This is a genomic window from Asticcacaulis biprosthecium C19, assembly GCF_000204015.1.
Lineage (GTDB): Bacteria > Pseudomonadota > Alphaproteobacteria > Caulobacterales > Caulobacteraceae > Asticcacaulis > Asticcacaulis biprosthecius.
In genome coordinates, this window is the sequence record NZ_GL883078.1 from 201,849 (window position 1) to 224,076 (window position 22,228).

Annotated in this window: 22 protein-coding genes; 15 read left to right on the forward strand and 7 right to left on the reverse strand. The window is 63.9% G+C overall.

All coding sequences use genetic code 11. The annotated features are described in order from the left end of the window. Positions 1-20 precede the first annotated feature (20 nt). The 5 genes from ABI_RS11525 to ABI_RS11545 all read left to right on the forward strand — a co-directional run bounded on the left by ABI_RS11525 (position 21) and on the right by ABI_RS11545 (position 3,933). Entirely contained in the window at positions 21-1,571 is a 1,551-nt protein-coding gene (locus ABI_RS11525) for a cryptochrome/photolyase family protein (protein ID WP_006273155.1), read from the forward strand. Positions 1,572-1,620: 49 nt separating this feature from the next. After that, on the forward strand, positions 1,621-2,130 hold the full coding sequence (locus ABI_RS11530; protein ID WP_050808278.1) for a TspO/MBR family protein: 510 nt from the start codon (positions 1,621-1,623) through the stop codon (positions 2,128-2,130). Beyond that, positions 2,130-2,828, forward strand: a complete 699-nt coding sequence (locus ABI_RS11535; protein ID WP_006273157.1) for an SDR family NAD(P)-dependent oxidoreductase — start codon at positions 2,130-2,132, stop codon at positions 2,826-2,828. Before ABI_RS11530 ends, ABI_RS11535 begins: the two co-directional genes overlap by 1 nt. A gap of 89 nt (positions 2,829-2,917) precedes the next feature. After that, on the forward strand, positions 2,918-3,571 hold the full coding sequence (gene maiA, locus ABI_RS11540) for a maleylacetoacetate isomerase (protein WP_006273158.1): 654 nt from the start codon (positions 2,918-2,920) through the stop codon (positions 3,569-3,571). Between the two features lie 2 nt (positions 3,572-3,573). After that, positions 3,574-3,933 carry a Rieske (2Fe-2S) protein gene (locus ABI_RS11545; protein WP_006273159.1) on the forward strand — a complete coding sequence of 120 codons (360 nt, stop codon included), beginning with the start codon at positions 3,574-3,576 and terminating at the stop codon, positions 3,931-3,933. Between the two features lie 6 nt (positions 3,934-3,939). On the opposite strand, the gene ABI_RS11550 is transcribed toward ABI_RS11545, so the two are convergent. Then, positions 3,940-4,374, reverse strand: coding sequence for a hypothetical protein (locus tag ABI_RS11550; RefSeq protein WP_040309176.1), 435 nt, complete (start codon positions 4,372-4,374; stop codon positions 3,940-3,942). A gap of 44 nt (positions 4,375-4,418) precedes the next feature. Further along, the gene (locus ABI_RS11555) at positions 4,419-5,279 is read right to left on the reverse strand and encodes an alpha/beta fold hydrolase (protein WP_006273162.1); all 861 of its coding nucleotides are present in this window, start codon (positions 5,277-5,279) and stop codon (positions 4,419-4,421) included. A 202-nt stretch (positions 5,280-5,481) separates the two neighbouring features. Here ABI_RS11555 and ABI_RS11560 point away from each other — a divergent pair, with 202 nt between their 5' ends. From ABI_RS11560 to ABI_RS11580, 5 genes are read left to right on the forward strand one after another with little or no spacing between them, the layout of a single operon-like run. Beyond that, a complete protein-coding gene (locus tag ABI_RS11560; RefSeq protein WP_006273163.1) occupies positions 5,482-6,429 on the forward strand; it encodes a hypothetical protein in 948 nt (315 codons plus the stop codon). Next, positions 6,426-7,304, forward strand: coding sequence for a ThiF family adenylyltransferase (locus ABI_RS11565; protein WP_006273164.1), 879 nt, complete (start codon positions 6,426-6,428; stop codon positions 7,302-7,304). Before ABI_RS11560 ends, ABI_RS11565 begins: the two co-directional genes overlap by 4 nt. Beyond that, on the forward strand, positions 7,301-8,482 hold the full coding sequence (locus ABI_RS11570; RefSeq protein ID WP_006273165.1) for a hypothetical protein: 1,182 nt from the start codon (positions 7,301-7,303) through the stop codon (positions 8,480-8,482). Before ABI_RS11565 ends, ABI_RS11570 begins: the two co-directional genes overlap by 4 nt. Beyond that, on the forward strand, positions 8,476-9,573 hold the full coding sequence (locus tag ABI_RS11575) for a GNAT family N-acetyltransferase (protein ID WP_006273166.1): 1,098 nt from the start codon (positions 8,476-8,478) through the stop codon (positions 9,571-9,573). The genes ABI_RS11570 and ABI_RS11575 overlap by 7 nt, the downstream gene beginning before the upstream one ends. Next, on the forward strand, positions 9,570-10,553 hold the full coding sequence (locus tag ABI_RS11580; RefSeq protein WP_006273167.1) for a nitroreductase family protein: 984 nt from the start codon (positions 9,570-9,572) through the stop codon (positions 10,551-10,553). The genes ABI_RS11575 and ABI_RS11580 overlap by 4 nt, the downstream gene beginning before the upstream one ends. Here the strand turns inward: ABI_RS11580 and ABI_RS11585 are convergent. Both ABI_RS11585 and ABI_RS11590 read right to left on the reverse strand, forming a co-directional pair. Beyond that, on the reverse strand, positions 10,550-12,190 hold the full coding sequence (locus ABI_RS11585; protein ID WP_006273168.1) for a c-type cytochrome: 1,641 nt from the start codon (positions 12,188-12,190) through the stop codon (positions 10,550-10,552). The genes ABI_RS11580 and ABI_RS11585 overlap by 4 nt on opposite strands. Before the next feature lie 52 nt (positions 12,191-12,242). Beyond that, a complete protein-coding gene (locus ABI_RS11590; RefSeq protein ID WP_006273169.1) occupies positions 12,243-13,121 on the reverse strand; it encodes an EamA family transporter in 879 nt (292 codons plus the stop codon). Positions 13,122-13,288: 167 nt separating this feature from the next. On the opposite strand from ABI_RS11590, the gene ABI_RS11595 reads away from it, so the two are divergent. From ABI_RS11595 to tdh, 4 genes are all read left to right on the forward strand, one after another. Continuing rightward, positions 13,289-14,344, forward strand: a complete 1,056-nt coding sequence (locus tag ABI_RS11595) for a glycosyl hydrolase family 18 protein (RefSeq protein ID WP_040309344.1) — start codon at positions 13,289-13,291, stop codon at positions 14,342-14,344. Positions 14,345-14,730: 386 nt separating this feature from the next. Continuing rightward, positions 14,731-15,480 carry a 1,2-phenylacetyl-CoA epoxidase subunit PaaC gene (paaC, locus tag ABI_RS11600; RefSeq protein ID WP_006273171.1) on the forward strand — a complete coding sequence of 250 codons (750 nt, stop codon included), beginning with the start codon at positions 14,731-14,733 and terminating at the stop codon, positions 15,478-15,480. Positions 15,481-15,555: 75 nt separating this feature from the next. Then, positions 15,556-16,752 (forward strand): glycine C-acetyltransferase, encoded by a 1,197-nt coding sequence (locus tag ABI_RS11605; RefSeq protein WP_006273172.1) that lies wholly within the window; start codon positions 15,556-15,558, stop codon positions 16,750-16,752. After that, positions 16,749-17,840, forward strand: coding sequence for an L-threonine 3-dehydrogenase (gene tdh / locus ABI_RS11610; RefSeq protein ID WP_245531341.1), 1,092 nt, complete (start codon positions 16,749-16,751; stop codon positions 17,838-17,840). The genes ABI_RS11605 and tdh overlap by 4 nt, the downstream gene beginning before the upstream one ends. Positions 17,841-18,008: 168 nt before the next feature. On the opposite strand, the gene ABI_RS11615 is transcribed toward tdh, so the two are convergent. After that, positions 18,009-18,863, reverse strand: a complete 855-nt coding sequence (locus ABI_RS11615; RefSeq protein WP_006273174.1) for a type II CAAX endopeptidase family protein — start codon at positions 18,861-18,863, stop codon at positions 18,009-18,011. A gap of 125 nt (positions 18,864-18,988) precedes the next feature. On the opposite strand from ABI_RS11615, the gene ABI_RS23685 reads away from it, so the two are divergent. Then, entirely contained in the window at positions 18,989-20,095 is a 1,107-nt protein-coding gene (locus ABI_RS23685; RefSeq protein ID WP_050808279.1) for a helix-turn-helix domain-containing protein, read from the forward strand. Here the strand turns inward: ABI_RS23685 and lhpI are convergent. Further along, positions 20,088-21,008, reverse strand: coding sequence for a bifunctional Delta(1)-pyrroline-2-carboxylate/Delta(1)-piperideine-2-carboxylate reductase (gene lhpI, locus ABI_RS11625; RefSeq protein ID WP_006273176.1), 921 nt, complete (start codon positions 21,006-21,008; stop codon positions 20,088-20,090). The two genes, ABI_RS23685 and lhpI, sit on opposite strands and share 8 nt — an antisense overlap. A gap of 253 nt (positions 21,009-21,261) precedes the next feature. Beyond that, positions 21,262-22,182 carry a LysR family transcriptional regulator gene (locus ABI_RS11630; RefSeq protein ID WP_006273177.1) on the reverse strand — a complete coding sequence of 307 codons (921 nt, stop codon included), beginning with the start codon at positions 22,180-22,182 and terminating at the stop codon, positions 21,262-21,264. Between the last annotated feature and the right edge of the window lie 46 nt (positions 22,183-22,228).

Below are 22,228 nucleotides of genomic sequence, written 5' to 3' on the forward strand. Positions count from 1 at the left end.
TGTTTCGCCGGAGACACGTCGTGACGCATCCCTTCCCGACCCTTCGTGTTGTGCTGGGCGACCAGTTGTCGACACGACTGGCTGTGATCACCGAGGCCGACCGGGACAAAGATGTGATCCTGATGGCCGAAGTGATGCGCGAAGCCACCTATGTGCGCCATCACGTCAAGAAGATCGCCTTCCTGTTTTCGGCCATGCGGCACTTCGCCCAGGCCCTGCGCGAGGCCGGGTTCAACGTCCGCTATGTCCGGCTCGACGATGATGACAACAGCCAAAGCCTGGAAGGCGAGATTCTGCGCGCGGTCAAGGCCCTGAGCCCCGATCGTGTTGTCGTCACCGAACCGGGGGAATGGCGCCTGCGCGAAAGCTTCGAGGCTCTGCGCCTGGCCCTCCCCGTCCTGTTCGAAATCCTGCCCGACACCCGCTTTCTATGCAGCCATTCCGAGTTTAACGCCTGGGCCGAAGGCCGCACCACCCTGCGTCTGGAGCACTTCTACCGCGATATGCGAAGGCGCACCGGCCTGCTGCTCGAACTCGATGGCAAGCCCAGCGGTGGACAGTGGAATTTCGACAAGGACAACCGCAAGCCCGCGCCGGCCGATCTGACGATTCCGCCGCGGATCAGCTTTCGCAAGGACGCCATCACTCAGGAGGTCCTGGACCTGGTCCGGACGCGGTTTCCCGACGGCTTCGGACGCCTTGAGCCCTTTCATTTCGCCGTCACCCGCCGTCAGGCCCTGCGTGAGTTGGACCATTTCATAGACTATATCCTGCCGCACTTTGGCGACCACCAGGACGCCATGGTCGAGGGTGAGCCCTATCTCTATCACTCGCTGCTTTCGACCTATATCAATGCGGGCCTGCTCTATCCGCTTGAGGTCTGCCAGCGCGCGGAGGCCGCCTGGCACGACGGCAAGGCCCCGATCAACGCCGTCGAGGGCTTTATCCGCCAGATCCTCGGCTGGCGCGAATATATCCGCGGCATCTACTGGCGCTTCATGCCGGACTATCTCGACCGCAACGCTCTGAACGCCAACCGCCCCCTGCCGTGGTTTTACTGGAGCGGCGAGACCCGCATGGCCTGCGTGGCCGAGGTGGTCGGCCACACGATCGACCATGCCTATTCCCACCATATCCAGCGCCTGATGGTGACCGGCAACTTCGCCCTCCTGGCCGGGTTGGATCCTGTGGCCGTGCACGAATGGTACCTGGCCGTCTATGCCGATGCCTATGAATGGGTCGAGTTGCCCAATACGCTGGGCATGGCGCTGCATGCCGATGGCGGCCTGCTGGCCTCCAAGCCCTATGCCGCCAGCGGCAACTATATCAACCGCATGAGCAATTACTGTTCCGGCTGCGTCTACGATTCGAAGGTGACGACGGGCGATCGGGCCTGTCCGTTCAATGCGCTGTACTGGGATTTTCTGGATCGCCATCGCGACCGCTTCGCCGGCAATCCCCGCATGCCCTATGTCTATAGCACCTGGGACCGGATGGGGCCGGAACGCCGGGCCGCCATCCGCACCCAGGCGGCGTTACATCTGGAGGCCATGGCGCAGAACCGGCTGTGAACCAATGGTCGGACGCCATCGTATATGTCGCAAAGTAACAGAGGTTTTTATGACCGCCACAGCAACCCGTAAGGCCCCCGCCGGGCTAAACTCTATATTGGCTCTGATAGTCGCAGCCGTCGTCGTCCTGTCGGCCGCCGTGATTGGCAATCTTGCCACGTTCAGTGGGCTCGTTCCCTGGTATGCCAGCCTGAACAAACCGGCCTTCACGCCGCCGAACTGGCTGTTTGGTCCGGTATGGTCGTTGCTCTACCTGACCATGATCTTTGCCTTCTGGCGCATCCTGACCCGGCCGCGCGCGACCGAGGGACGCGGTGCCGCCATCGCCTGGTTCGTGGTTCAGATGGTGCTGAACGGCGCCTGGTCGGTGGCTTTCTTCGGGCTTCAGTCGCCCTTGTTGGGCCTGATTACGATTGCCGCTCTGGTCGTCGCCCTGGTAGCCACCATCCTCACTTCCCTAAAGGTCGACCGCATCGCCGGTCTGATGCTCCTGCCCTATCTGGCCTGGGTCAGTTTCGCGTCTCTTCTGAATGGCGCCGTCTGGTGGTTGAACCGCTGATGGCACGCTTTCTCATTATCGCAGGCGCTAGCGCCATCGGACAGGCCACAGCGCAGCAATTGCGCGACGAAGGCCATCAGGTCATGACGACCGCGCGCGACGCCTCGCGTATCTCCCCTGACTTTGTGCTGGACGCCAGCGATTTCGACGCGGTCGACCAGACCCTTCGCGACGCCGGACCGCTGGATGGCATCGTCAACTGCTCCGGATCGCTGATGCTGCGCGCGGCCCACCTGACCACGCGCGCCCAGTATGACGAAACGATCAAGGCGTCCCTGACCACCGCCTTCGCCACTGTCCGCGCCGCCGGGCGTCACATGACCCAGGGCGGCTCGGTCGTTCTGGTGTCATCCGCCGCCGCGCGCACCGGTCTTGCCAACCACGAAGCCATCGCCGCCGCCAAGGCCGGTATCATCGGCCTGACCTTGTCCGCGGCCGCGACCTATGCCGGCACCGGCCTGAGGGTCAATGCGATCGCGCCCGGCCTCGTCGAATCGCCGCTGACCGCAGCTCTGACAAATTCGGAGACCTCCCGCCGCGTCTCCGAGGCCATGCACGCCCTGGGCCGTATCGGCAGGCCGGAGGACGCTGCCCGCGCGATCGTCTTCCTGCTCGATCCGGCCAATGACTGGATTACCGGCCAGGTATTGGGGGTTGACGGCGGGTTGGGCAGCGTGCGGCCAAAGATGAAGATGTAAGGTCACACCCTTGTGAGCGGTTTGCGCCTTCTCCCCACCGTCTGCCTTCGCTATCTTTAGCAGCGAGGCGGGCCGACAGGAGACCTTCGATGTTGAAACTGCACGGCTACTGGCGCTCCAGCGCCGCCTATAGAGTCCGCATTGCGCTCAATCTTAAAAATCTGCCGTACGAGCAGGTGTCGCATGACCTGCGCACCGGCGAACAGCATTCGGCGGCCTACAAGGCGTTGAACCCGCAAGGCCTGGTTCCGGCGCTGGAACATGACGGTGAGGTGATCACCCAGAGCCAGGCGATCCTGGAGTGGCTGGACGAGCGCTTTCCAGAGCCCGCGCTCCTGCCGGCGACGCCCGAAGCCCGGGCCGCCGTGCGCGCCATGTGCGGCCTAGTCGCCTGCGACATTCATCCACTGAATAACCTGCGGGTGCTCAAGGCGCTGAAGACCGATCTCATGGCGGATGAGAACGCCATCAAGCGCTGGACCAAGGGCTGGATCGGCGAAGGTTTTGCCGCCCTGGACCAACTCATCGCCCATCATGGCCACGGCTATTGCTTCGGTAATGCCCCAACCCTGGCCGACTGCCTGCTGATCCCGCAGATCTTTTCCGCCCAGCGCTTCGAGGTCGACCTCAAGCCCTACCCCAATATCCGTGCCGTCGGCGAACACTGCGCCGACCATCCGGCGTTCAACCGCGCCCATCCGCGGCACCAGCCCGACGCCGATACGGTAGACGCCCAGGTCTAAACGTGAGTCATTTACGCGTCTATTCTACCCCGGCCGGCGTCAGCCTGGGGCTTCTCGATCAGATCGCGCCGGGTAAGGCGCGCAACTTCGTGCTCGAAATCGGCGAGGCGCACTTCCATGGATTTGTCGTGCGCCAGGATGACCGGGTTTATGGCTATGTCGATCGCTGTCCCCATGCCGGCATGCCGCTGGCGCAGGAACTGGACGATTATTTGACGCCGCGAGGCGATCTGATCGTCTGCTCCTGGCACGGCGCGTTGTTCCGGATTTCCAGCGGTCTGTGCATCGGCGGCCCTTGTGGCGGTCAGTCGCTGACACCGTGGCCGGTAACGCTGCGCGACGGTCAGATCGTCACATCCTGACAGCCGTTATATTCCCGCAATCAGAAGGTACGGATACTGGGCCACGACCGTTCGCACCCGGATTTCAAACTGGTCGAGAAAAGCCAGTGTGGCGCGGCGATGGAGCCTTGCGGCTAAAGGAATAAAGGCGCGCGCCAGGATGAGCTTCGGGTGCACGCCGGCGCGAATATCAAATCGCAGGCCATCTAGGGCTGACAAGATCGCGTACCAGTTCTCTGCTGATAACCTGGTGATACCATAGTAGTGCCACCCGGCCTTCCAGGCCGGAAACTCAGCACTTATGGCAGATTGCAGAAACCGAAATGCCAGTTCGGACATGTTGAATACATCGGGCCCGTGCCGGTCATACTCATACCGGCTATCAAGGGCGCGATGGCTGGGAATGAACTCGAACGTCAGGCCACCGCTGGGTCCGTTTCGGATGTCGAGATCGATACGCATGGAAAGCTGGTCGGGCAGCGCCGTGAATTGTTAATACGAAAGCCTTAGCCCGGCCCAGCAACGCTAGCAAGCGCCGGCGACAGAAACGCCTCAACCTCCGCAACGAACCTTTCCGGTGCCTCCCACTGGGGATAATGGCCGCACTTATCGATCCGCACCACCCGCGCATCCGGAAGCAATCGCCCCGCGACCTCTACCTGCTTGACCGGGAAGACACGGTCCTGCTCGCCCCACAACACCAGGACCGGGCGATGCAAGCCTTCAGCCGCACGGGCGAAACTCTCTGTTCCTTTGACGCCGAATGGCCCGAGACCCGACACCACCGTGCGAACGAAGGCGGCGTGGCTACCCGGACGGCGGGCGAAGCCAGCCGCCAAATCGATCAGCTCCCGCGTGGCGAAATGCCTGTCCGCCATCGACAGGTTCAGCGCATAGGCATTGGACAGCCAGGTCGGTCGCCCCAGAGCATAGCCAACCCATGGCAGGGTCGGCGCGCGCAACGACAGGTCACATTCGCGCCCGAACCCGCCCGGCGCCATGACCACAGCGCGGTCGATACGCGCCTGGTGATTTTGTGACAGGCGCACCACCGTGCTGCCGCCTAAGGAACTGCCGACCAAATGCGACCGGGCCAGGCTCAGGTGATCCATCACCGCCACGACCTGAGCGACGAAGAAGGCGGAATCATAGGTCGCGTCCGGCCGATCTGCCTCGCCGAAGCCCGGAAAGTCGAAGGCGATCACCCTGAACCGACCCGCCAATTTCGGGATGATCTTGCCCCAGATCTCGATCGACAGGGCCAGGCCATGCAGCAGTATGACCGGGTCGCCCGGACCACCCGAATCGAACAGCCGGGTGGCGTGCCCGGTCCCAAGACGGATTCGCGAAACAGGAAGATCGAGCATACAGCCCCCGGAAATGATCGCCTCAGATTAGAAGCCTATTCATAAACAACTGTTACAGCAGGGGTAGATTTAGAGCGCGTATCGATCCTGAAGAATCGGATCGGCGCTCTAAACCTTTTTGTTTTGACGCGCATCTTATCCGAAAAGTGCGTCACACCTTTCGGATAAGATGCGCTCTACAGGAATCGCGCGGGGACGGCCTTTGATACTCTGGAACCTGCTGATCTCCGAACAGCTGGACCTGCGCTTTTCGCCGTCGCGCGGACTGACGGTGCGCATCGTCGAACGGCCGGGCCAGTGGATGGCGCCGGACGAACTCACGACCCTGATCGATGAATGCCGCGACGTCGCCACGGCCTGCCTGGAGGGCGAAACCCTCGACTACGGCATACTGGTGCCCGGTTCCGACGCCGCCCGTCGGACTATCATCACTATGATCTATGACAACGAAGGCCGGCCCATCGCCTTCAACGCCCTGCCGCTGATCCCGGCGACGCTCGGCGGCGAGCGCCTGGAGGTGCTGCATCTTGGCCTGGTCATGGTCCATCCGTCGGCGCGCAGTTCCGGCCTGTCGTGGATCCTGTATGGCCTCACCTGTTTCCTGCTCTTCGTCCGCCGCCAACTGCGTCCCCTGTGGATCAGCAGCGTCACCCAGGTTCCCGCCGTGGTCGGCATGGTCTGCGAATCTTTCGACGGCGTCTGGCCCGGCGCGCCCGACGCCCGCGCCACCTTCGCTCACCACTATCTCGGCCGCCACATCGCCCTGAACCACCGCATCGTCTTCGGGGTCGGCCCCGATGCCGGCTTCGACGACACCCGCAGCGTCTTCACCAATGCCTATACCGGCGGCTCCGACAACCTCAAAAAAACCTTCGATGTCGCGACGAAGCACCGCAACGAAGCGTACAACGCCTGGTGCGCCCGCGAGCTGGACTATGGCCGCGGCGACGATGTCCTGCAACTGGGCCAGCTCAACCTGGCCTCGGCGCGCGGCTTCCTGCTCAAATCGACCCCGCGCCACGCCCTGCCGCAGCTGGCTGTCCAGGTCCTGCTGCTGGGCGTGCAATCCGTCGTCGCTCCCCTGGCCCAATGGCTGGCCGGCAACCGCAGCCTCGGGCGCCTGCGCCCCTTCCGACAGGCCAAACCATGACAGAAGCCTTTTCCTACGACCAGATGACCACACGCAATGCCGGCTTCGTCACAGCCGCCGAACAGGCCCGGCTGCGTGAGGCCTCGGCCTTCATCCCGGGCACCGGCGGCATGGGCGGCGCGGCCTTCATGGCGCTGGTACGCGCCGGCATCGGCCGCTTCACCATCGCCGACCTCGACAGGTTCGAGGTGTCGAACCTGAACCGCCAGCTGTTCGCCAATCTCGACACGGTCGGCCAGCTCAAGGCCGAGGCCGCCGCGCAAGCCGCCCGCAAAATCAACCCCGGCATCGACATCACCGTCATGGGCGCCGAATGGGTCGACGACCTCGACGTCATCGCCGTCAACCACGACATCCTGGTCAACGGCATGGACGACGCCGGCGCCGGCGTTCACCTCTACCGCCAGGCGAAGCAACATGGCCGCACGGTCATCGACGCCTACGCCTCGCCCCTGCCGTCGGTCATCGTCGTCCGCCCCGGCGACCCGCGGCCGGAAGAACGCCTGGGCTACCCCACCGTCGGTACCGCCTGGCGCGAGGTTACCCCCGATATGCGCGTCCAGTGCCTGATGGCCGAGATCGAGTACGTCCTGGTCCATTCCTCTTCGCACCTCTATGTCGATCTCGAGATCGCCGCCGAGGTCGCCGCCGGCCGCCGTTCGCGCTTTTCCTTCTCGACCATGGTGACCATGGCCGGCACCCTGATGGCCGAAGAAGCCATCCGCCACATCCTGGGCCGCAAGGGCGGCGCCGACTGCCGCGGCTACTTCTTCAACCCGCACGCCGTGCGCATCGAACGTCCCCTAAACCCGCTGCTGGCCTGGCCCAAACGCCAGCTTGTTCGCCGCTTCATGCAGAAGATGATGGGGTCATGAGCCTGGCCCCCATGCCGCCCGCCGACGCCGCCATGAACGCCATCGCCCTGGCAGGGCTGGCCTTCGCCCTGGTGGCCGTGCCGCGCGGACCACGCGCCGGACCGCTGGACCGGCGCCTGGGCGGCCTCTATACCGGCCTGCTCGTCTTCCTGGCCCTGCGCCAGATCTTCTGGGCCATGGGACAGGCGTGGATCGTGCCCCTCATCATGGCTGCGGCCGCCTGGTTGCCGCTGCTGATCCTGCTGCTGGCCGAAGAAGTCCTGCGCCGCCACGCCGCCCGCACCGTCAAATGGTTCGTCCTGGCCGGCGGCGTCGCCTCGACCCTGGCTGCCCTGACCCTGGGCGCCAACTGGCCGCCCCTGGCGCTGCGCGGCTTTGCCGCCTTCCAGGTCCTGACCCTAGCCCTAGTCATCGGCTTTATCCTCAAGAACCGCCGCTACGAACTCAGCCCCGCAGAAACCCGCATGGCCGACAGCGTCGCCCTGGCCCTGGTCGTCTGCCTTCCCCTGACCCTCAGCGAGTTCCGTGGTCTGTTTCCAGGGCTTCCGGTTACGCTCGCAGCACTCGGCGTCCTGTTGTTCGCCGTCATGAGTTCGGCCCTGGCCGCCGGGGTCGGATCGCCGGCGCGCTTCGGACTTGACCTGTCCGCCCTGGCCGCTACGGCCGCGGTCGTCACGACCGCCATGGCCTGGCTGGTCCCCGCCCTTGGCACCGGCGACCTGGTCCGCCTGGGCGTGGCGATCGCCTCGGTCAATGCCGCCGCCCTGATCATCGCCCGTCTCAACCAAGCGCGCAGGCTGGGCCACCGTCGCTCCTCCATCGCCGCGACCCTGGCTGCTCTGCCCGATCCGGCCACGCCCGACATGATGATCGGCGCGCACCCGACCACGGCGGCGGGCCGGATCATCGCCGGCGACGGCCTGGCCCTCTATGGCGCCGACATCGTGACGGCGATCGGTGGCCACCGCGTCCTCAACCGCGCCACCACCACCGAGCCCGAGATCGCCGACGCCATCCGCAACCTGCTGGACGAACACGGCGCCACCCACTTGCTCCGGCTGTCGCCCCAGCCCCTGCGCCTGCTGGCCATCGCCTCGGGCAGCCTGGGCGGCAGCGACGCCATCGAAACCGACCTGGCCCTACTGTCGCGCCTGGTCGAAGGACAGGCCGCATGCTGACACTGGTCTCCGGCAATCGCGACGCCTTTTTCGAAGCGCCGTTCCATGCCTATCCGGCCGACGGCCCCTATGTCTCGCCCATGCGCAGCGACATCCTGCGCATGCTGGACCCGACCGACAACCCGCTGCTCAACGCCGGCAATCCTTACGCCTTCTGGACGGCGCACCGCGACGGCCGGCCCATCGGCCGCATCATCGCCCTGGTCCATCAGCAATCCAATGCCCGCCACGGCACCCGTCGCGCCCAGTTCGGCTTTTTCGACTGTGCCGACGATCCCGAGGCCGCCGCCCTGTTGCTGGACGCCGCCAAGGACTTTGCCCGCCGCCACGACCTGACCGAACTGGCCGGCAACTTCAACCTGACCGCCATGCAGCAGGCCGGCGTGGTCACCGAAGGCTTCGACGCCCGCGCCTATACCGACATGGTGGTCAACCCGGCGCACATCCCGACCCTGCTGGAACGTAACGGCTTCGAAGCCTTTTTCCCGATGTCGACCTTCACCCTCGATCTCGCCACGGCCACCCCGCCGCAACCGGACTGGGACGTGCTGGCTGCGGCCGGTTACCGTTTCGCCCCCATCGCCCGCAGCGACTTCAAGGCCCGCATGGAGGAAGCCCGCATCGTCCTCAATGACGGCTTCAGCGACAATCCGATGTTCGTGCCCCTGACCGCCGACGAGTTCGACTTCCAGGCGCGCGAGATGATGACCATCCTCGATCCGCGCCTGTCGGCCATGCTGCACCACGACGGCCGCCCGGTCGGCACCATAATCTGCATTCCCGACCTCAACGGCTTCATGAAGGCCAGCCGCTCGCGCTATGGCCTGAGCGCGCCCTGGCACTTCCTGCGCTACCGCCTCAACCGCCGGCGCGCCGTGATCATCTTCTATTCGGTGGCCCGCGACCACCACGGCCTGGGGCTGAACTCGGCCATGCTGGCTCGGGTGATCAATGCCCTGAAAACCAGCGGCTATGACGAACTGGGCATTACCTGGATCGCCGACCAGAACGCGGCCAGCCTGCGCCAGATGGAGAAGATCGGCGCCCAGCGGTTGCAGCGCCTGCACCTGTTCCGCAAGGCGATCGCATGAGCCTGTCCTCCGATCAGATCCACACCGTCGTGGCCGAAGCCGCCTTCGCCCCCAATGTTCACAACATCCAGCCGGCGCGCTGGCGGTTCACCGGCCAGGACGTCATCCTCTATGAAGACACCTGCCGCCGTCTGCCAGCCGGCGATCCGACGGGTCGCGACAGCGCTATCAGCCTCGGGGCCGCCGCCGAAGGCCTGGCCATCGCGCTTTCCGCCCAGGGTTGGGGGCTGGAAGACAATCCAGATCCCCAGCCTGACGAGGCACCGATGCGTTTCGTCCACCGTTTCCGGCTGGTGAAGCGCGACAGCGAGGATATCCTCTATCGCGTGTTGCAGCGACGGTATTCCCACCGCGGTGCCTTCCTCCCGCTCAAGCCCCTCGATCGTCAGGCGGCGCAGGGCATGACCGGCGACAGCCTGGCGGTGATCACCGAGCCCGAGGCCCTGGCTCAGGTCGCCCGCGCCTATGATGCAGCCAGTCTGAGATTTTTTCGCGATGCGGCGTTCCGCGCCGAGCTGGTTTCGTGGATGCGGTTGTCACGGACACATCCGCGCTGGGCGCTGGACGGTCTGAACGCCGAGGCCATGGCTCTGTCGCCGGTCGAGGCTATGGGGGCCGGCTTCGTACTGAAACCGCGCGTATTTTCGGTGTTGGATACCATCGGACTCGCCGGACCTTTGACGGGAGAAGCTTCGCGGGTCACCGACAGCGCCGCCGTGGTCGTCTTTCACCGGCCGGTGGGCGAAGATCCGTTCATGTCCGGCCGTGAATTTCATCGCAACTGGTTGAGGATGGTCGCCGCAAGCTTTCAGGGCGCGGTCATGGCCGCCCTGGCCGATGACGTGGTTGCCAGCGCCACCGTGGCCCGATTGACAGGCTTGGACGCTTCGAAGAGGATTATCTCCACCTGGCGGATCGGCCGCGTGACGGGTTTGCCGCCTGCCCGCGCCCGCCTGCCGGTCGACGAAATTCTGGTCTAAAGCTTCTTAAGGTAGGCGATCAGGTCGCGCTTCTGGGCCGGCTTCAACTCCGCCCCAAAATCATGCCCGCCACTGCCATAACCGGGCGCGGAGGTCTCCAGAACCCACGGCTGCGACCACGGCACATACCCCGCCGGGTACGATCCGTTTGCGGTCAGGTCGATCCCCACCGTATCGAAATTCAGGCGATGCCCTCCCACCATGAAGCGCCCAGGCCGCGGCGCCAATCCCAGAAGCGCCGCCAAGCTAGGCACGGAGCCATTGTGCAGGTAGGGCGCCGTCGCCCACAGCCCTGACAGGGGTGGCGCGGCGTAGAGGCCGGTCGCCGACGCCGTCATCGGCTTTCCGTACGCGGTCGCATTAACGGCGCGCGACAACTCCGGACTGAAGGCCCTGGCACGCGCTGGGTCGGTGCCGACATCGCCCGCCCAGTTGGGGAAGCTAACCAGGCGCGGTGTGGCACCGCTGTCGTCATAGCTGCCGTGACAAGCGGCGCAAGCCTGGCGGTAGACCTCGCTGCCCCGCGCCGCAGCCCGTTCATCCGCTGTCCCCGGAAACGGCTGCGGCCGATAGCTGCCCAGAAAGGCGTAGATGTCGTCCGCCTTACGGATGTTTCCGGAAGCCCGTTTGGGACTGATCCCCATACTCGGAACCGAAAAGAAGGTGGTGATCGTGGCCAGGGATTTCACATGCTGCGGCGTGATATCACGGGTGCCCATCATCCTGGCCTTGGTCCCCGCCGGCGCGTAGGCCCCGTCATACAGCAGGCTTGTCCGGAAAGTACGCAGACCCAGGTCAGGAATCGAGGTCACGCCGTATTCACTTTTCCCACCACCGTCCATCGGCACATCCAGCGCCAGTTTCAACGCCGCCACACCATTGGTGGCGCCGGGACTGCCGTTCGGGAACGGCAGGGCGCGTCCCTCCGCTTTCAGATCTTTCAACCGGTCGCGCACCCGCGGCAGAACCAGATTCCGCAGCGCCCACCGTTCGCGCACCGACATCTCCGGAAACAGGATCCGAACGGCCGCCATCAGGGCATCCGGATCATCGACCGAGGCGACGTAGGCGTCATAAACCGCCGAGGTATACAGTTCGAGATTGAGTGACGTATTGGGCGCTCCCAGCCAAGCCGTCTGCGGGACCGGTCGCCCCCTCTTATCATAGGTTGCGCCGGCATGGCACGAAGCACAGCCCAGGTTTGACACCGTCACCGGCACGCCAGGCAGGATCTGCACTTCGCCATACGTCATGCCCAGCGGCAAGGCCGAGGCGACCAGCGCCTTCCTTCCTGGCCAGTTGCCAAGGCTTTGCGGGTGCAAAAATCCGAATCGAGCCAGTTCATCATCCAGTGTCGCCCGCGACAGGGGCAAATCGGGCTGTCGCCGGCGCGCCTCAACGACCAGGGCAGCGGCGCTGAGCCGCCACGGCAGGGCGTGAGTTTCCAGGCTGTGCGCGCTTAGGCCACCGAAATCCTCGGCATAAAAATAGACCGCCCCGCGTTCGGCGGCATCATCGGGAAGTCTGGCCGGCAGCAGGACTGACGAGGTCGCTGCGAGACTCGACCACAGGACAAGACCCGCTACGGCCGCGGTGGCGACAGCTGCCGCTGTCCATGCGTGCTTTCCGAATGTCACGAACCGCCCCTCCTGGTCGCGCCATCGTACACGTCAGGCCGTTAATCGCTACCTAATCCGCAGGCACGTCACTGGCTACCACCCGCTTCGACGTCAGACTGCTGCCCGCCGAGGCGACAATCACCAACCCGATGGCCAGCCACTGCATCGCGGTCAGCCATTCGTGCAGCAGCACCAGGGCCGCCAGGGCGGCAACGGCCGGCTCCAGGCTCATCATCAGGCCGAAGGTCTTGGCCGGAATGTGTTTCAGCGCCAGCATTTCCAGCGTGTAGGGAATGGCGCCCGACAGAATAGCGACGCCCAGACCCCACAACAGGATTTGCGGATCAAATAACTGCATACCGGCGTGCGCAACGCCGATGGGCACGGTGAACAGCATCGAAAACGCCATACCGATAGCCACGGCCTTGCCGCCATGGACGCGGTCGCTGACCTTTTGGCCCAGTATAATATAGAGCCCCCAGCACACCCCGGCGATCGAGGCGTAAAGTACGCCCAGAGGATCCAGCGCCCCGGCCCCGCCATGAAACGGCAACAGAATCGCCAGACCGCCGATCGCAAACGCGACCCACACCGCATCCAACCACCGTCGCGAGGCCAGGATGGCCACGGTCAAGGGCCCGGCAAATTCGATGGCGACGGCGATACCCAGCGGCAGACGCTGAACCGCCATATAGAAGACCAGGTTCATCACCCCGAGAAGCCCGCCATAGAGTGCCACCAGCCCCCAGTCGGCGCGGGTCTTGGGTCCACCCTTCCACGGCTGGAACAGGGCCACCAGGACGATGGCCGAAAAAGCCTGACGCAGAGCGGTCGTGCCTTCGGCGCCGATCAGGGGGAACAGGTGTTTGGCCAGGGATGCCCCGATCTGCACCGAAACGATGGCGATCAGGACGGCCGGTACCGGCCAGGTTCTGGATTGTGCGGACATGGCAGGTCTCCGGCGTCGTCTTGTCTTGACCGGCTACGACGTCCGGAGATGATCTGCCAGATCAATAACCAATCGCCGTCAGCATCTCAAGGATCAGCAAAATAAAATTGGTCTTATTGATTATGACCAAAGGCGGTGACACTCTCTATGAAAAAGAGGGAAACGTCATGATCAGAACATGTGTTGCCGCCGTACTGGCGCTTACCATCGCGGCGCCAGCCTTGGCCGCGGCGAAACCGGTGAAGTCGAACGCGACCCCGGCCGTGGTGATTGGCTATATTCCGACCTTCAAGGACTATCGTCCGACGCTGGACGTCATCGATATGTCCAAGCTGACACATATCAACATCTCCTTCGTCAATCCGGATGCCCAGGGCCGGTTCGTCAATGGCGACCTGCTGGCCTGTTCCGATGGTTATGCCCCCGGCGGCGGCATGCTGCCGGCGGAGGATATCCGCAACATCGTCGCCAAGGCGCACAAGCACGGCGTTAAGGTGCTGGTGTCCCTGGGGGGCGGGATACTGCCGAAATGCACAGGCGATTGGCTGGACCTGTTATCGGATGAGAAGCGCGCCACCACCGTCGCCAGCCTGGTCAAGTTCGCCGAGGACTTCGACCTGGACGGCATCGATGTCGACCTCGAATGGGAGACCCTGACCGCCATCGACAAGGCCGGGCGCTATGTCCCGTTCACCGAGGAACTGAGCAAGGCGCTGGATAAGCGCGGGCTGCTGCTGACCTGCGCCACGGCTTCGAACCCGGGCGGGATGATCCCGATCGGCTCAATCCCGCATTTCGACTACATTAATATCATGTCCTATGACGGCGTCGGAGCCACCTGGGGGCCGCCGGGCGGTGAGAACGCGTCGATGGACATGGCGCGCAAGGACATTGCGACCTGGCTGGCCCGCGGCGCGCCGAAGGAAAAAATTGTCCTGGGCGTACCCTTCTACGGCCGCGGCTTCGGTACCTATGCCGGGCAATACAACGATTACCGCAGCATCCTGGAGCGCCACGGCGAACAGGCTGCCTATGGCGACGTCATCGGCGAGCGCTGCGCCGGCTGTTCATACATCACCTATAGCGGCCGCCCGACGACCCGCGCGAAGGCAAGGCTGGCGCGGGAGCAGACGGCAGGGGTGATGATCTGGGAACTGACCGAGGACGTCCAAGGGCCGAACAGTCTGCTCGATGCGCTGTATGACTCGCTGAATAAGGAATAGGTAGAAAAGCGCCTGATTTATCCTCCCCCGGCCTCGCCGGCAGGCAAAGCGGCGGAGGATAGGCACGCACGATCCGTAACCTTAACCCGCACAATAACTGCAGCATAATATACGATTTATATGACAGCCCGTTCGGAAAATTTCGCAAATTTATACGCCTTCCGCAAAATTTGACATAAATGTCAAATTCCGGTTTGACCGCTCCGGCGTTTTTTTGTATCAACAAAATCAATAACAAGAGAAACGCCACAATGTACGCCTCGTATACTGAGACAATCGGCACGCCGAAAATGCTGCAAGACTCGCTTGCAGCAAAAAGGGTTAAGACCGGGTCTAGCGTTCCGCAAATTCCACAACAATAAAGCACACACGGGAAGGCTACGGCCATGCGCGATCACCTGTTCGACTACACCCTTCGCCTGGGTGACGACGCCTTTATCCTGGGCCAGAAGCTCAGCACCTGGTGCGGCCACGCGCCCTGCCTGGAGGTCGATCTCGGCCTGTCCAGCCTCGCGCTTGACCTGGTTGGCCAGGGTACGGACTGGCTGGAGCTGGCAGCACGCATCGAAGGCGCCGGCCGTGATGCCGATGCCCTGGCCTTCAAGCGCAGTAGCGATCAGTTGCAAAACTGCCTGCTGGTCGAACAGGCCAATGGCGACTTCGCCCAGACCCTGGCGCGGCAATTCTTGTTCTCCAACTGGCAGTATCTGATGCTGGAGGCCCTGAGCGGCTCCTCCGACACGTCCGTCGCCGCCATCGCAGAACGCAGTGTCCGCGACGTCGCTTACCATGTCGACTTCAGCCGTGACTGGATGATCCGCCTGGGCGACGGTGCCTGCCTGAGCCATCACCGCCTGGTTAAGAGCCTGGAAATGATGTCGCGTTATGTCGACGAACTGTTCGTCATGGATGACTGCGACGAAATCCTGCTGGATCGCGGCGTCGCCGTCGACAAAGCCCTCCTGCGACCTGAGTTTGACGCCCGAATCGAAGCCGTCTTGCAGGACGCCGGCCTGGTCGCGCCACGCCCGCTGGCGCCCGTCATTGGCGGCCGTAAAGTCCACGGCGACGACGTGCGGCAGTTGGAAGAGATGCAGTTCAACCTGCGCAACAACGACGTCCGTTGGGGCTTTTGACAGCATCAGGTTAATTTCATTTGAAACCACATTGGCGGGGGTGTAGAGACCGGGGCAAAACGCATTGGAGGTACCATGCGCACCGCCTTTTACGACCGGGTCGACACCACCCTCGCTGATATGGCCGCCCGCGGCCTGACCAAGCCCGAACACGTCATCGCCTCAAAGCAACGACCGGCCCTGACCCTGGCGGACGGCCGTCAGGTCGTCAACTTCTGCGCCAACAACTATCTCGGCCTGGCCGACCACCCCGACATCATCGAGGCCGGCCGCGAAGCGTTGCTCAGCCACGGCTCCGGCATGGCCAGCGTCCGTTTTATCTGTGGCACCCAGGACCTGCACAAGCAACTGGAGGCGCGCATCGCAGCCTATGTCGGCAAGGACGACGCCATCCTCTACGCCGCCTGTTTCGACGCCAATGGCGGGGTGTTCGAACCGCTGCTGGGTGAAGAGGACGCCATCGTCTCGGACTCCCTGAATCACGCCTCGATCATCGACGGCGTTCGCCTGACCAAGGCGAAGAAATACCGCTTCAAAAACGCCGACCTCAACGACCTGGAAGACCAGCTCAAGGCGGCTCGCGCCGCTGGCGCCCGCACAGTCCTGATCGCTACGGATGGTGTCTTTTCGATGGACGGCTATTTCGCGCCGCTGGACGGCATTGCCGAACTGGCCGACCGCTACGACGCCTTGATCATGGTCGACGACTGTCACGCCACCGGCTTTGTCGGCCCCAAGGGCGCCGGCACGCCGCACCGCCTCAAGGTCGCCGACCGGGTCGATATCCTGACAGGCACCTTCGGCAAGGCGCTCGGCGGCGCCATGGGCGGCTACGTCGCCGCGCGCAGGTCCGTCATCGATTTGCTGCGGCAAAGGTCGCGGCCGTATCTCTTCTCCAATGCCCTGGCCCCCGCCGTCACGGCCGCCTCGCTCAAGGCCATCGACCTGGCCGAGGCCGGTGACGCGTTGCGCGATCGTTTGTCCGCCAATGCCGCCCGTTTCCGTGCCGGGCTCAGCAAGGCCGGGTTCAAACTCCTGCCGGGCTCGCACCCGATCATTCCAGTGATGCTGGGCGACGCCAAACTGGCGCAAAGCATGGCGGCTAAGCTGCTCGACCACGGCATCTATGTCATCGGCTTCTCCTTCCCGGTCGTCCCGGACGGCCAGGCGCGCATCCGTACCCAGATGTCAGCCGCTCACAGCTTCGAGCAGATCGATGCCGCCATCGCCGGATTTACCGCCGTCGGCCGGGACTTGGGGGTGGCGGCATGAGCGACGACGTGAAGCCCCTGACCGTGGCCCGGACGCGGCCAGCGACAATGCCAAAAACAATGTCTGCCCTCGCCAAGCTCAAGGCCGAGCCGGGTATGTGGCAGACCAACGTGCCGGTCCCCGTCTGCGGTCCGGACGAGGTGTTGATCCGCATCACCCATACGGCCATCTGCGGCACCGATATCCACATCTATAACTGGGATGACTGGGCGGCGAAGACCATTCCCGTCCCCATGGTGACCGGCCACGAATTCGCTGGCGAGATCGTCGAGATCGGTTCGCGCGTCACCCGCAATCTGTGGCTGGGCCAGCGCGTCTCCGGCGAAGGCCATGTCATCAGTCTGGACAGCGAAGCCGCCCGCATGGGTCGGTTCCACCTCGACCCCGACACAAAAGGCATCGGCGTCAACCGGCCGGGTGCTTTTGCGCAATATCTCGCCCTACCCGCCTTTAATGTCGTCCCCCTGCCCGACCGCGTCTCTAACGAGGTCGGCGCTGTGCTGGATCCGTTCGGCAATGCCATCCACACCCTACAACAGACCGATGTGGTCGGCGCCGATGTGCTGGTCACCGGAGCTGGGCCGATCGGCATCATGGCCGCGGCGACGGCGCGCTTTATCGGCGCGCGCAGCGTCACCATCACTGACATCAATCCCTACCGTTTGGAGCTGGCCGGACGAATGTCCGATGTCCGCACGGTCGATGTGTCGAAGGTGGACCTTCACGACGTCCGCCGCGAGTTGGGCATCGCGAATGGCTACGACGTGGCGCTGGAAATGTCGGGCGCCAAACCGGCCATCCCCCAGGCACTGGAGCACCTGCGCATGGGTGGGGCCCTCACCTTGCTGGGCATCCCGTCGAGCGAGTCGACGGTGAACTGGTCTGACGTCATCATGAAGGCAATCACGATCCGCGGCGTCTATGGCCGCGAGATGTTCGAGACCTGGCGCAAGATGCTGGGCTTGATCGAGGCCGGCTTCCCGATCGAGCGCATCATCACGCATCGTTTGCCGGCATCGCAGTTCCAGGCGGGTTTTGACGCGATGCGCTCGGGCCAGTCCGGCAAGGTCGTCCTGGCGTGGGATTAAGATTTGGGGCAGCCTTGCCTTCGCCGCGTAGCCGCCCTCATGAGTAAAGTGGGTCCACAGATTTCACAGATTGAGAGGGATTTTTTCGAGCGTTGCCGGTGCCCCGGAGCCATTCACCTCAATCCTTCTAATCCCTCTAATCTGTGGACCACTTAACGTAGAATGCCGCTACGCGGCGGTATCAGGGCTGACCCGGCCACGCATGGCGCCGAACACGAGACCCAGCCCGATCACAGCCCAGATAGCGACCACCGGCAACTGCTCGAACGCAAGGGATTTGTCGCCGACGGCGATGTCGTAGAACAGCCAACCGATGGCGCCGGCGTTCATCCCCTGGTGCACCAGCATGGCAATCAGCACGCTGCCGCGCGCCTTCGACAGCAGCCAGGCGACGAAGATCGACTGCCCGACCAGGAACAGCCAATAGCAGGCCAGGCCGATGGCGGTGAAGTCGCCGCCCGACAGGCTGGAGCCGTCCTTGGCCAGCCACAGCGGCGCATGCCAGTAGGTCCAGATTGTCCCGACAATGGCGCCGGTGACGAAGATGCCATAACGGTTGAACAGCACCGGCTGCGCGAAACCACGCCAGCCGGTTTCTTCCAGCAGCGGCCCGAGGAACAGCGCCACGCCATAGAAGGCGGCAATGATCCACCAATGGTCCCAACGGATCGCGCCGACATCATGGCCCAGCGCGGCGTAGATTCCGACACCGCCCAGGATGACCACCGGCGCAAACAGCACCGCCAGCAGGTACCACACCGCCCCGACCTTCCAACGCACCAGCCGCGACAACAAAGCGCCGGCCTCACGCGGACCGCCTGTCAGCAGCGACAGGAGGATCGCTGCGGCCGAGGGCCCGAACCCGCCGGCGAGCATCCGCATGATGGCGATGGGGTCCATACTCAGCAGGTTGGGTTTGATGTCATCGAGGATCGGCCACCAGCAGAACCACGACCAACCATAGGCCAGGGCGGTAAAAATCAGGACGAGTAACAGGGGACGTTCGGTTTTCCAGTTTTGCATGTGAGCCTCCGTTGAGGCATCCCGGATATCGCGGTCCTTTCGGGTGTGTCGTCCCATGCGACAGGCCGGGACGTCCCGGCGTGACGGATGCGACACGGCCTGCTAGATAGCCCGTGGGAGGCGAGATGGTGGACACAACCTTACTTCTGGTTCTGGCGGCGGCAACCTGGGCGCAGGCGGCCTTTTGCATCTGCGTCCTGGCGCGCAAGACGTGGGATACCCCGGCCTATGCACCTTTGGCCGCGCTGTTCGCCATCCTGTGTTTTGCCAGCGGGGGGCCGGTCGTCGCGGCCTTCGCCCCGCAGGCCGAGAAGGCGTTTTACGAATTGACGGTGCCCGCCTATCTCCTCGTCACGCCCGTATTGTGGACCGCCTTTGAAGGCTTCACCTCCGAAACGCGATGGCGGTTCGAAGCGCGCCACCTGCCCTATCTGGCGCCGCCGGCCACGGCACTGGTCCTGGTTCTGCTAGATATCTTCGTTGCGGAGGCGCCGGTGGGTTATGTGGTGGTAGTAGCCGTGCTGTGGGCGGGGACACTGGGTTTATGGTTGTGGCAGACGGGGCGGATGGTATTCACGGTCATGACGCGGCTGCCTGTCTATCGCCAACGGCTCAAGGCACTGTTTTCCGAAGGCCAGGGCGAACTCAACGGCGCCGAAGCTATTGCCATGGCCATACTGACCCTTTGGCTTATCGTGCTGATCGCTGTTGTCCTGCGCAATATGACAGGAGCTTCGTTCCTGCCCGACTGGACGGTGGCCGTCCTGTTCCTGGCACTGACCTGGTCGCTGGGCGGATGGGCATTGCATCAAAAGCCGGGTTTCGAAGGCCGTTACGTGACGGCGGACTCCTCCGAGTCGGAGAAGTACCAGAAATCCGCCCTGGCCGACGCCCAGGGCCAGCGCATCGCCGACCGGCTCAAGGCCGCGATGGAAACAGACAAGCTGTATCTCGACCCGACCCTGTCGCTACCGAAGCTGGCGCGGCACCTGCATGTGTCGGGCAATCACATTTCGCAGACACTGAACGGTGTGATCGGCCTGTCCTTTTTCGATTACGTCACCCGCTGGCGGGTCGAAGCCGCCAAGCCGGAGGTGCTGGCCGGGGCGAAAGGCATATTGGAGATCGCCTACGACAATGGCTTCAACGCGCGTTCGTCGTTCTACAGAGCCTTCAAGCGTGAGACAGGAATGACCCCGACCGAATATCGCGATCGCGGCGGGGTTACCTGAGGGCAATCGCTGCCGCGGCCAGATCCTGGGAGGCTTCACCGACGCTCTTAAACAGGGTAATAACGTCCTCGCGGCGTTCGACCCGGGCCTCGCGGCAAAGGTCCGGCAAGGTGCCACGGATGTCCTCAAAGCGGATAATGCCGTGCGACAACGGCCCGGCCAGGTCGCCGGCCTCGCTCAGAGCGGCATGGCTGTCGACCCAGATGCTGGCCCGCGCCATGGCGGCATCATCGGCTTCGCGCATGTCGAGGGTATAGCCGCCGATCAGCGCCACATGTTGCCCCTGCGCCAGCCACTCGCCCTTGACGAGGGGCGTGTGGCTCAGGGTGGCGCAGGCGACAATATCGGCGCGTTGAACCGCATAGGCCAGGTCCTCGGTCGCCGTTGCCGCGAAACCGTGGTCGCGCAGGCGGTGGGCCAGTTTTTCAGCATTGGCGTGGGTCGGGCTGTAGACCTCGACCGTGCGGATATCGCGGACGGCGCGGTAGGCGAAGGCGAGTTCGCTGGCGATACGGCCGGATCCGACCAACAGCAGGCGATGAGCGTGGCCGAGCGCCAGCCGGTCGGCGGCAATGGCGGCGACAGCGGCCGTGCGACGGGCGGTCAGTTCGCCGCCATCCAGCAGAGCACGGTGTTCGCCGGTGACGGCATCGAACAGCAGGTAGCTGGCGGTCACGGCGGGCAGGCTGCGAGCCGCGTTGCCGGGGGTGACGTTGACGATCTTGACGCCGCCGAAGCCTTCGGTCCAGGCCGGCATCATCAGCAGGGTAGCGTCGGGTTCGCCGGCCTGGTGGACGGTATGAACATGACGCTGGGGGCTATCGGTTTTGCGTAACAAAAGCGCGGGTAAGTCGCGCACCAGAACGTCGTAGGGCAGCCGTTCAATGAGGTCGCGGGCACTGAGAATTTGCATGGTGTGGCTCCCTTTTTGCGCAGTGTTAGACCTGAGTTGACAGTCTTGCAAGGAAGGAAGAGGGAACACGGAAAACACCGAAGGCCGCTGCGCGGCAACACTGAAGACACGGAATTCCGGATGAACAATCTCCCGCGCGAAGCGCCGTGCGACAATGTAAAAATGGAGGGCGCTTCGCGCGGTTCAGCACTGACTTCCGTGTGTTCAGTGTCCGCCGCCAAAGGCGGCGCTTCAGTGTTTTCCGTGTTCCCGCTTACCTTGCCCCGGACAAATCGCTGGCCATCTCCGCTAATATCCACTCACGGAAGGCTCGCAGCGGCGGATGCTCTGCGCGTTCCGCCGGCCAGGCCAGGTAATAGGCTTCGGCGTTCTTCATCTCACCGCCATCCGGCAGATCCAGCGCCCGCACCAACTGCCCGGCCTTCAGTTCCTCCTCGATCAGAAACGTCGGCAGCAAGGCCACCCCTAGCCCCGCCCGCGCCACCTGAGCCACCGTGGCGAACTGGTCGAACAACATGCCCTGGACGTGTTCCGCCGGCGCATTATGCACCCTCAGCCAGCGCTCCCAGGCGTCCGGCCGCGTCGTCAAATGCAGCAGGGGCGCTGCGCGCAAATCCGACGCCGTGGCAAAGCCGTGCTGCGCCTTTAAGGCCGGGCTGCAGGCCGGCACGACGTATTCTTCGCGCAGCAGAACCGTCTCCGCTCCGGGCCACCGCCCCAGGCCATGATGGATGGCGGCATCCAGAGGTTCCAGGGCAAAGTCGAACACGGTCAGCCGCGTCATCAGGTTCAGGGTAATGCCTGGATTGGCGTTCAGAAACGACGGCAGGCGCGGCGCCAGCCACCGCGTTCCGAACGTCGGCAGGATGGCCAGGTTCAGGGTCCCACCCAGTGGGTTGGCGCGCAGGTTCAGCGACGCCGTACCGATCTTTTTCAGGGCGTCACGGATGTCGCGGGCATAGGCCTCACCACCTGGCGTCAGCCGGATGGTCTGGCGCTCACGGTGGAACAGTTCGACCTCCAACTGCTCTTCCAAAGCCTTGATCTGGCGGCTGACCGCGCTCTGGGTCAGGTTCAGCTCGCGCGCCGCCAGGGTAACGCTGCCGGTACGTGCGGCGGCCTCGAAAGCCTGCAGATGCGACAGGGACGGTAAGAAGCGGCGGGGAGCTATCATATTCTCAAATGGCCAAACATTCTGAAATGGAATGATCTGTTGCGCA

Coding starts and splice junctions, on each gene's coding strand:
- ABI_RS11530 (WP_050808278.1), top strand. CDS start 1,621: ATGACCGCCACAGCAACCCGTAAGGCCCCCGCCGGGCTAAACTCTATA.
- ABI_RS11535 (WP_006273157.1), top strand. CDS start 2,130: ATGGCACGCTTTCTCATTATCGCAGGCGCTAGCGCCATCGGACAGGCC.
- maiA (WP_006273158.1), top strand. CDS start 2,918: ATGTTGAAACTGCACGGCTACTGGCGCTCCAGCGCCGCCTATAGAGTC.
- ABI_RS11550 (WP_040309176.1), bottom strand. CDS start 4,374: ATGCGTATCGATCTCGACATCCGAAACGGACCCAGCGGTGGCCTGACG.
- ABI_RS11555 (WP_006273162.1), bottom strand. CDS start 5,279: ATGCTCGATCTTCCTGTTTCGCGAATCCGTCTTGGGACCGGGCACGCC.
- ABI_RS11565 (WP_006273164.1), top strand. CDS start 6,426: ATGACAGAAGCCTTTTCCTACGACCAGATGACCACACGCAATGCCGGC.
- ABI_RS11570 (WP_006273165.1), top strand. CDS start 7,301: ATGAGCCTGGCCCCCATGCCGCCCGCCGACGCCGCCATGAACGCCATC.
- ABI_RS11575 (WP_006273166.1), top strand. CDS start 8,476: ATGCTGACACTGGTCTCCGGCAATCGCGACGCCTTTTTCGAAGCGCCG.
- ABI_RS11580 (WP_006273167.1), top strand. CDS start 9,570: ATGAGCCTGTCCTCCGATCAGATCCACACCGTCGTGGCCGAAGCCGCC.
- ABI_RS11590 (WP_006273169.1), bottom strand. CDS start 13,121: ATGTCCGCACAATCCAGAACCTGGCCGGTACCGGCCGTCCTGATCGCC.
- ABI_RS11595 (WP_040309344.1), top strand. CDS start 13,289: ATGATCAGAACATGTGTTGCCGCCGTACTGGCGCTTACCATCGCGGCG.
- paaC (WP_006273171.1), top strand. CDS start 14,731: ATGCGCGATCACCTGTTCGACTACACCCTTCGCCTGGGTGACGACGCC.
- ABI_RS11605 (WP_006273172.1), top strand. CDS start 15,556: ATGCGCACCGCCTTTTACGACCGGGTCGACACCACCCTCGCTGATATG.
- tdh (WP_245531341.1), top strand. CDS start 16,749: ATGAGCGACGACGTGAAGCCCCTGACCGTGGCCCGGACGCGGCCAGCG.
- ABI_RS11615 (WP_006273174.1), bottom strand. CDS start 18,863: ATGCAAAACTGGAAAACCGAACGTCCCCTGTTACTCGTCCTGATTTTT.
- ABI_RS23685 (WP_050808279.1), top strand. CDS start 18,989: ATGGTGGACACAACCTTACTTCTGGTTCTGGCGGCGGCAACCTGGGCG.
- lhpI (WP_006273176.1), bottom strand. CDS start 21,008: ATGCAAATTCTCAGTGCCCGCGACCTCATTGAACGGCTGCCCTACGAC.
- ABI_RS11630 (WP_006273177.1), bottom strand. CDS start 22,182: ATGATAGCTCCCCGCCGCTTCTTACCGTCCCTGTCGCATCTGCAGGCT.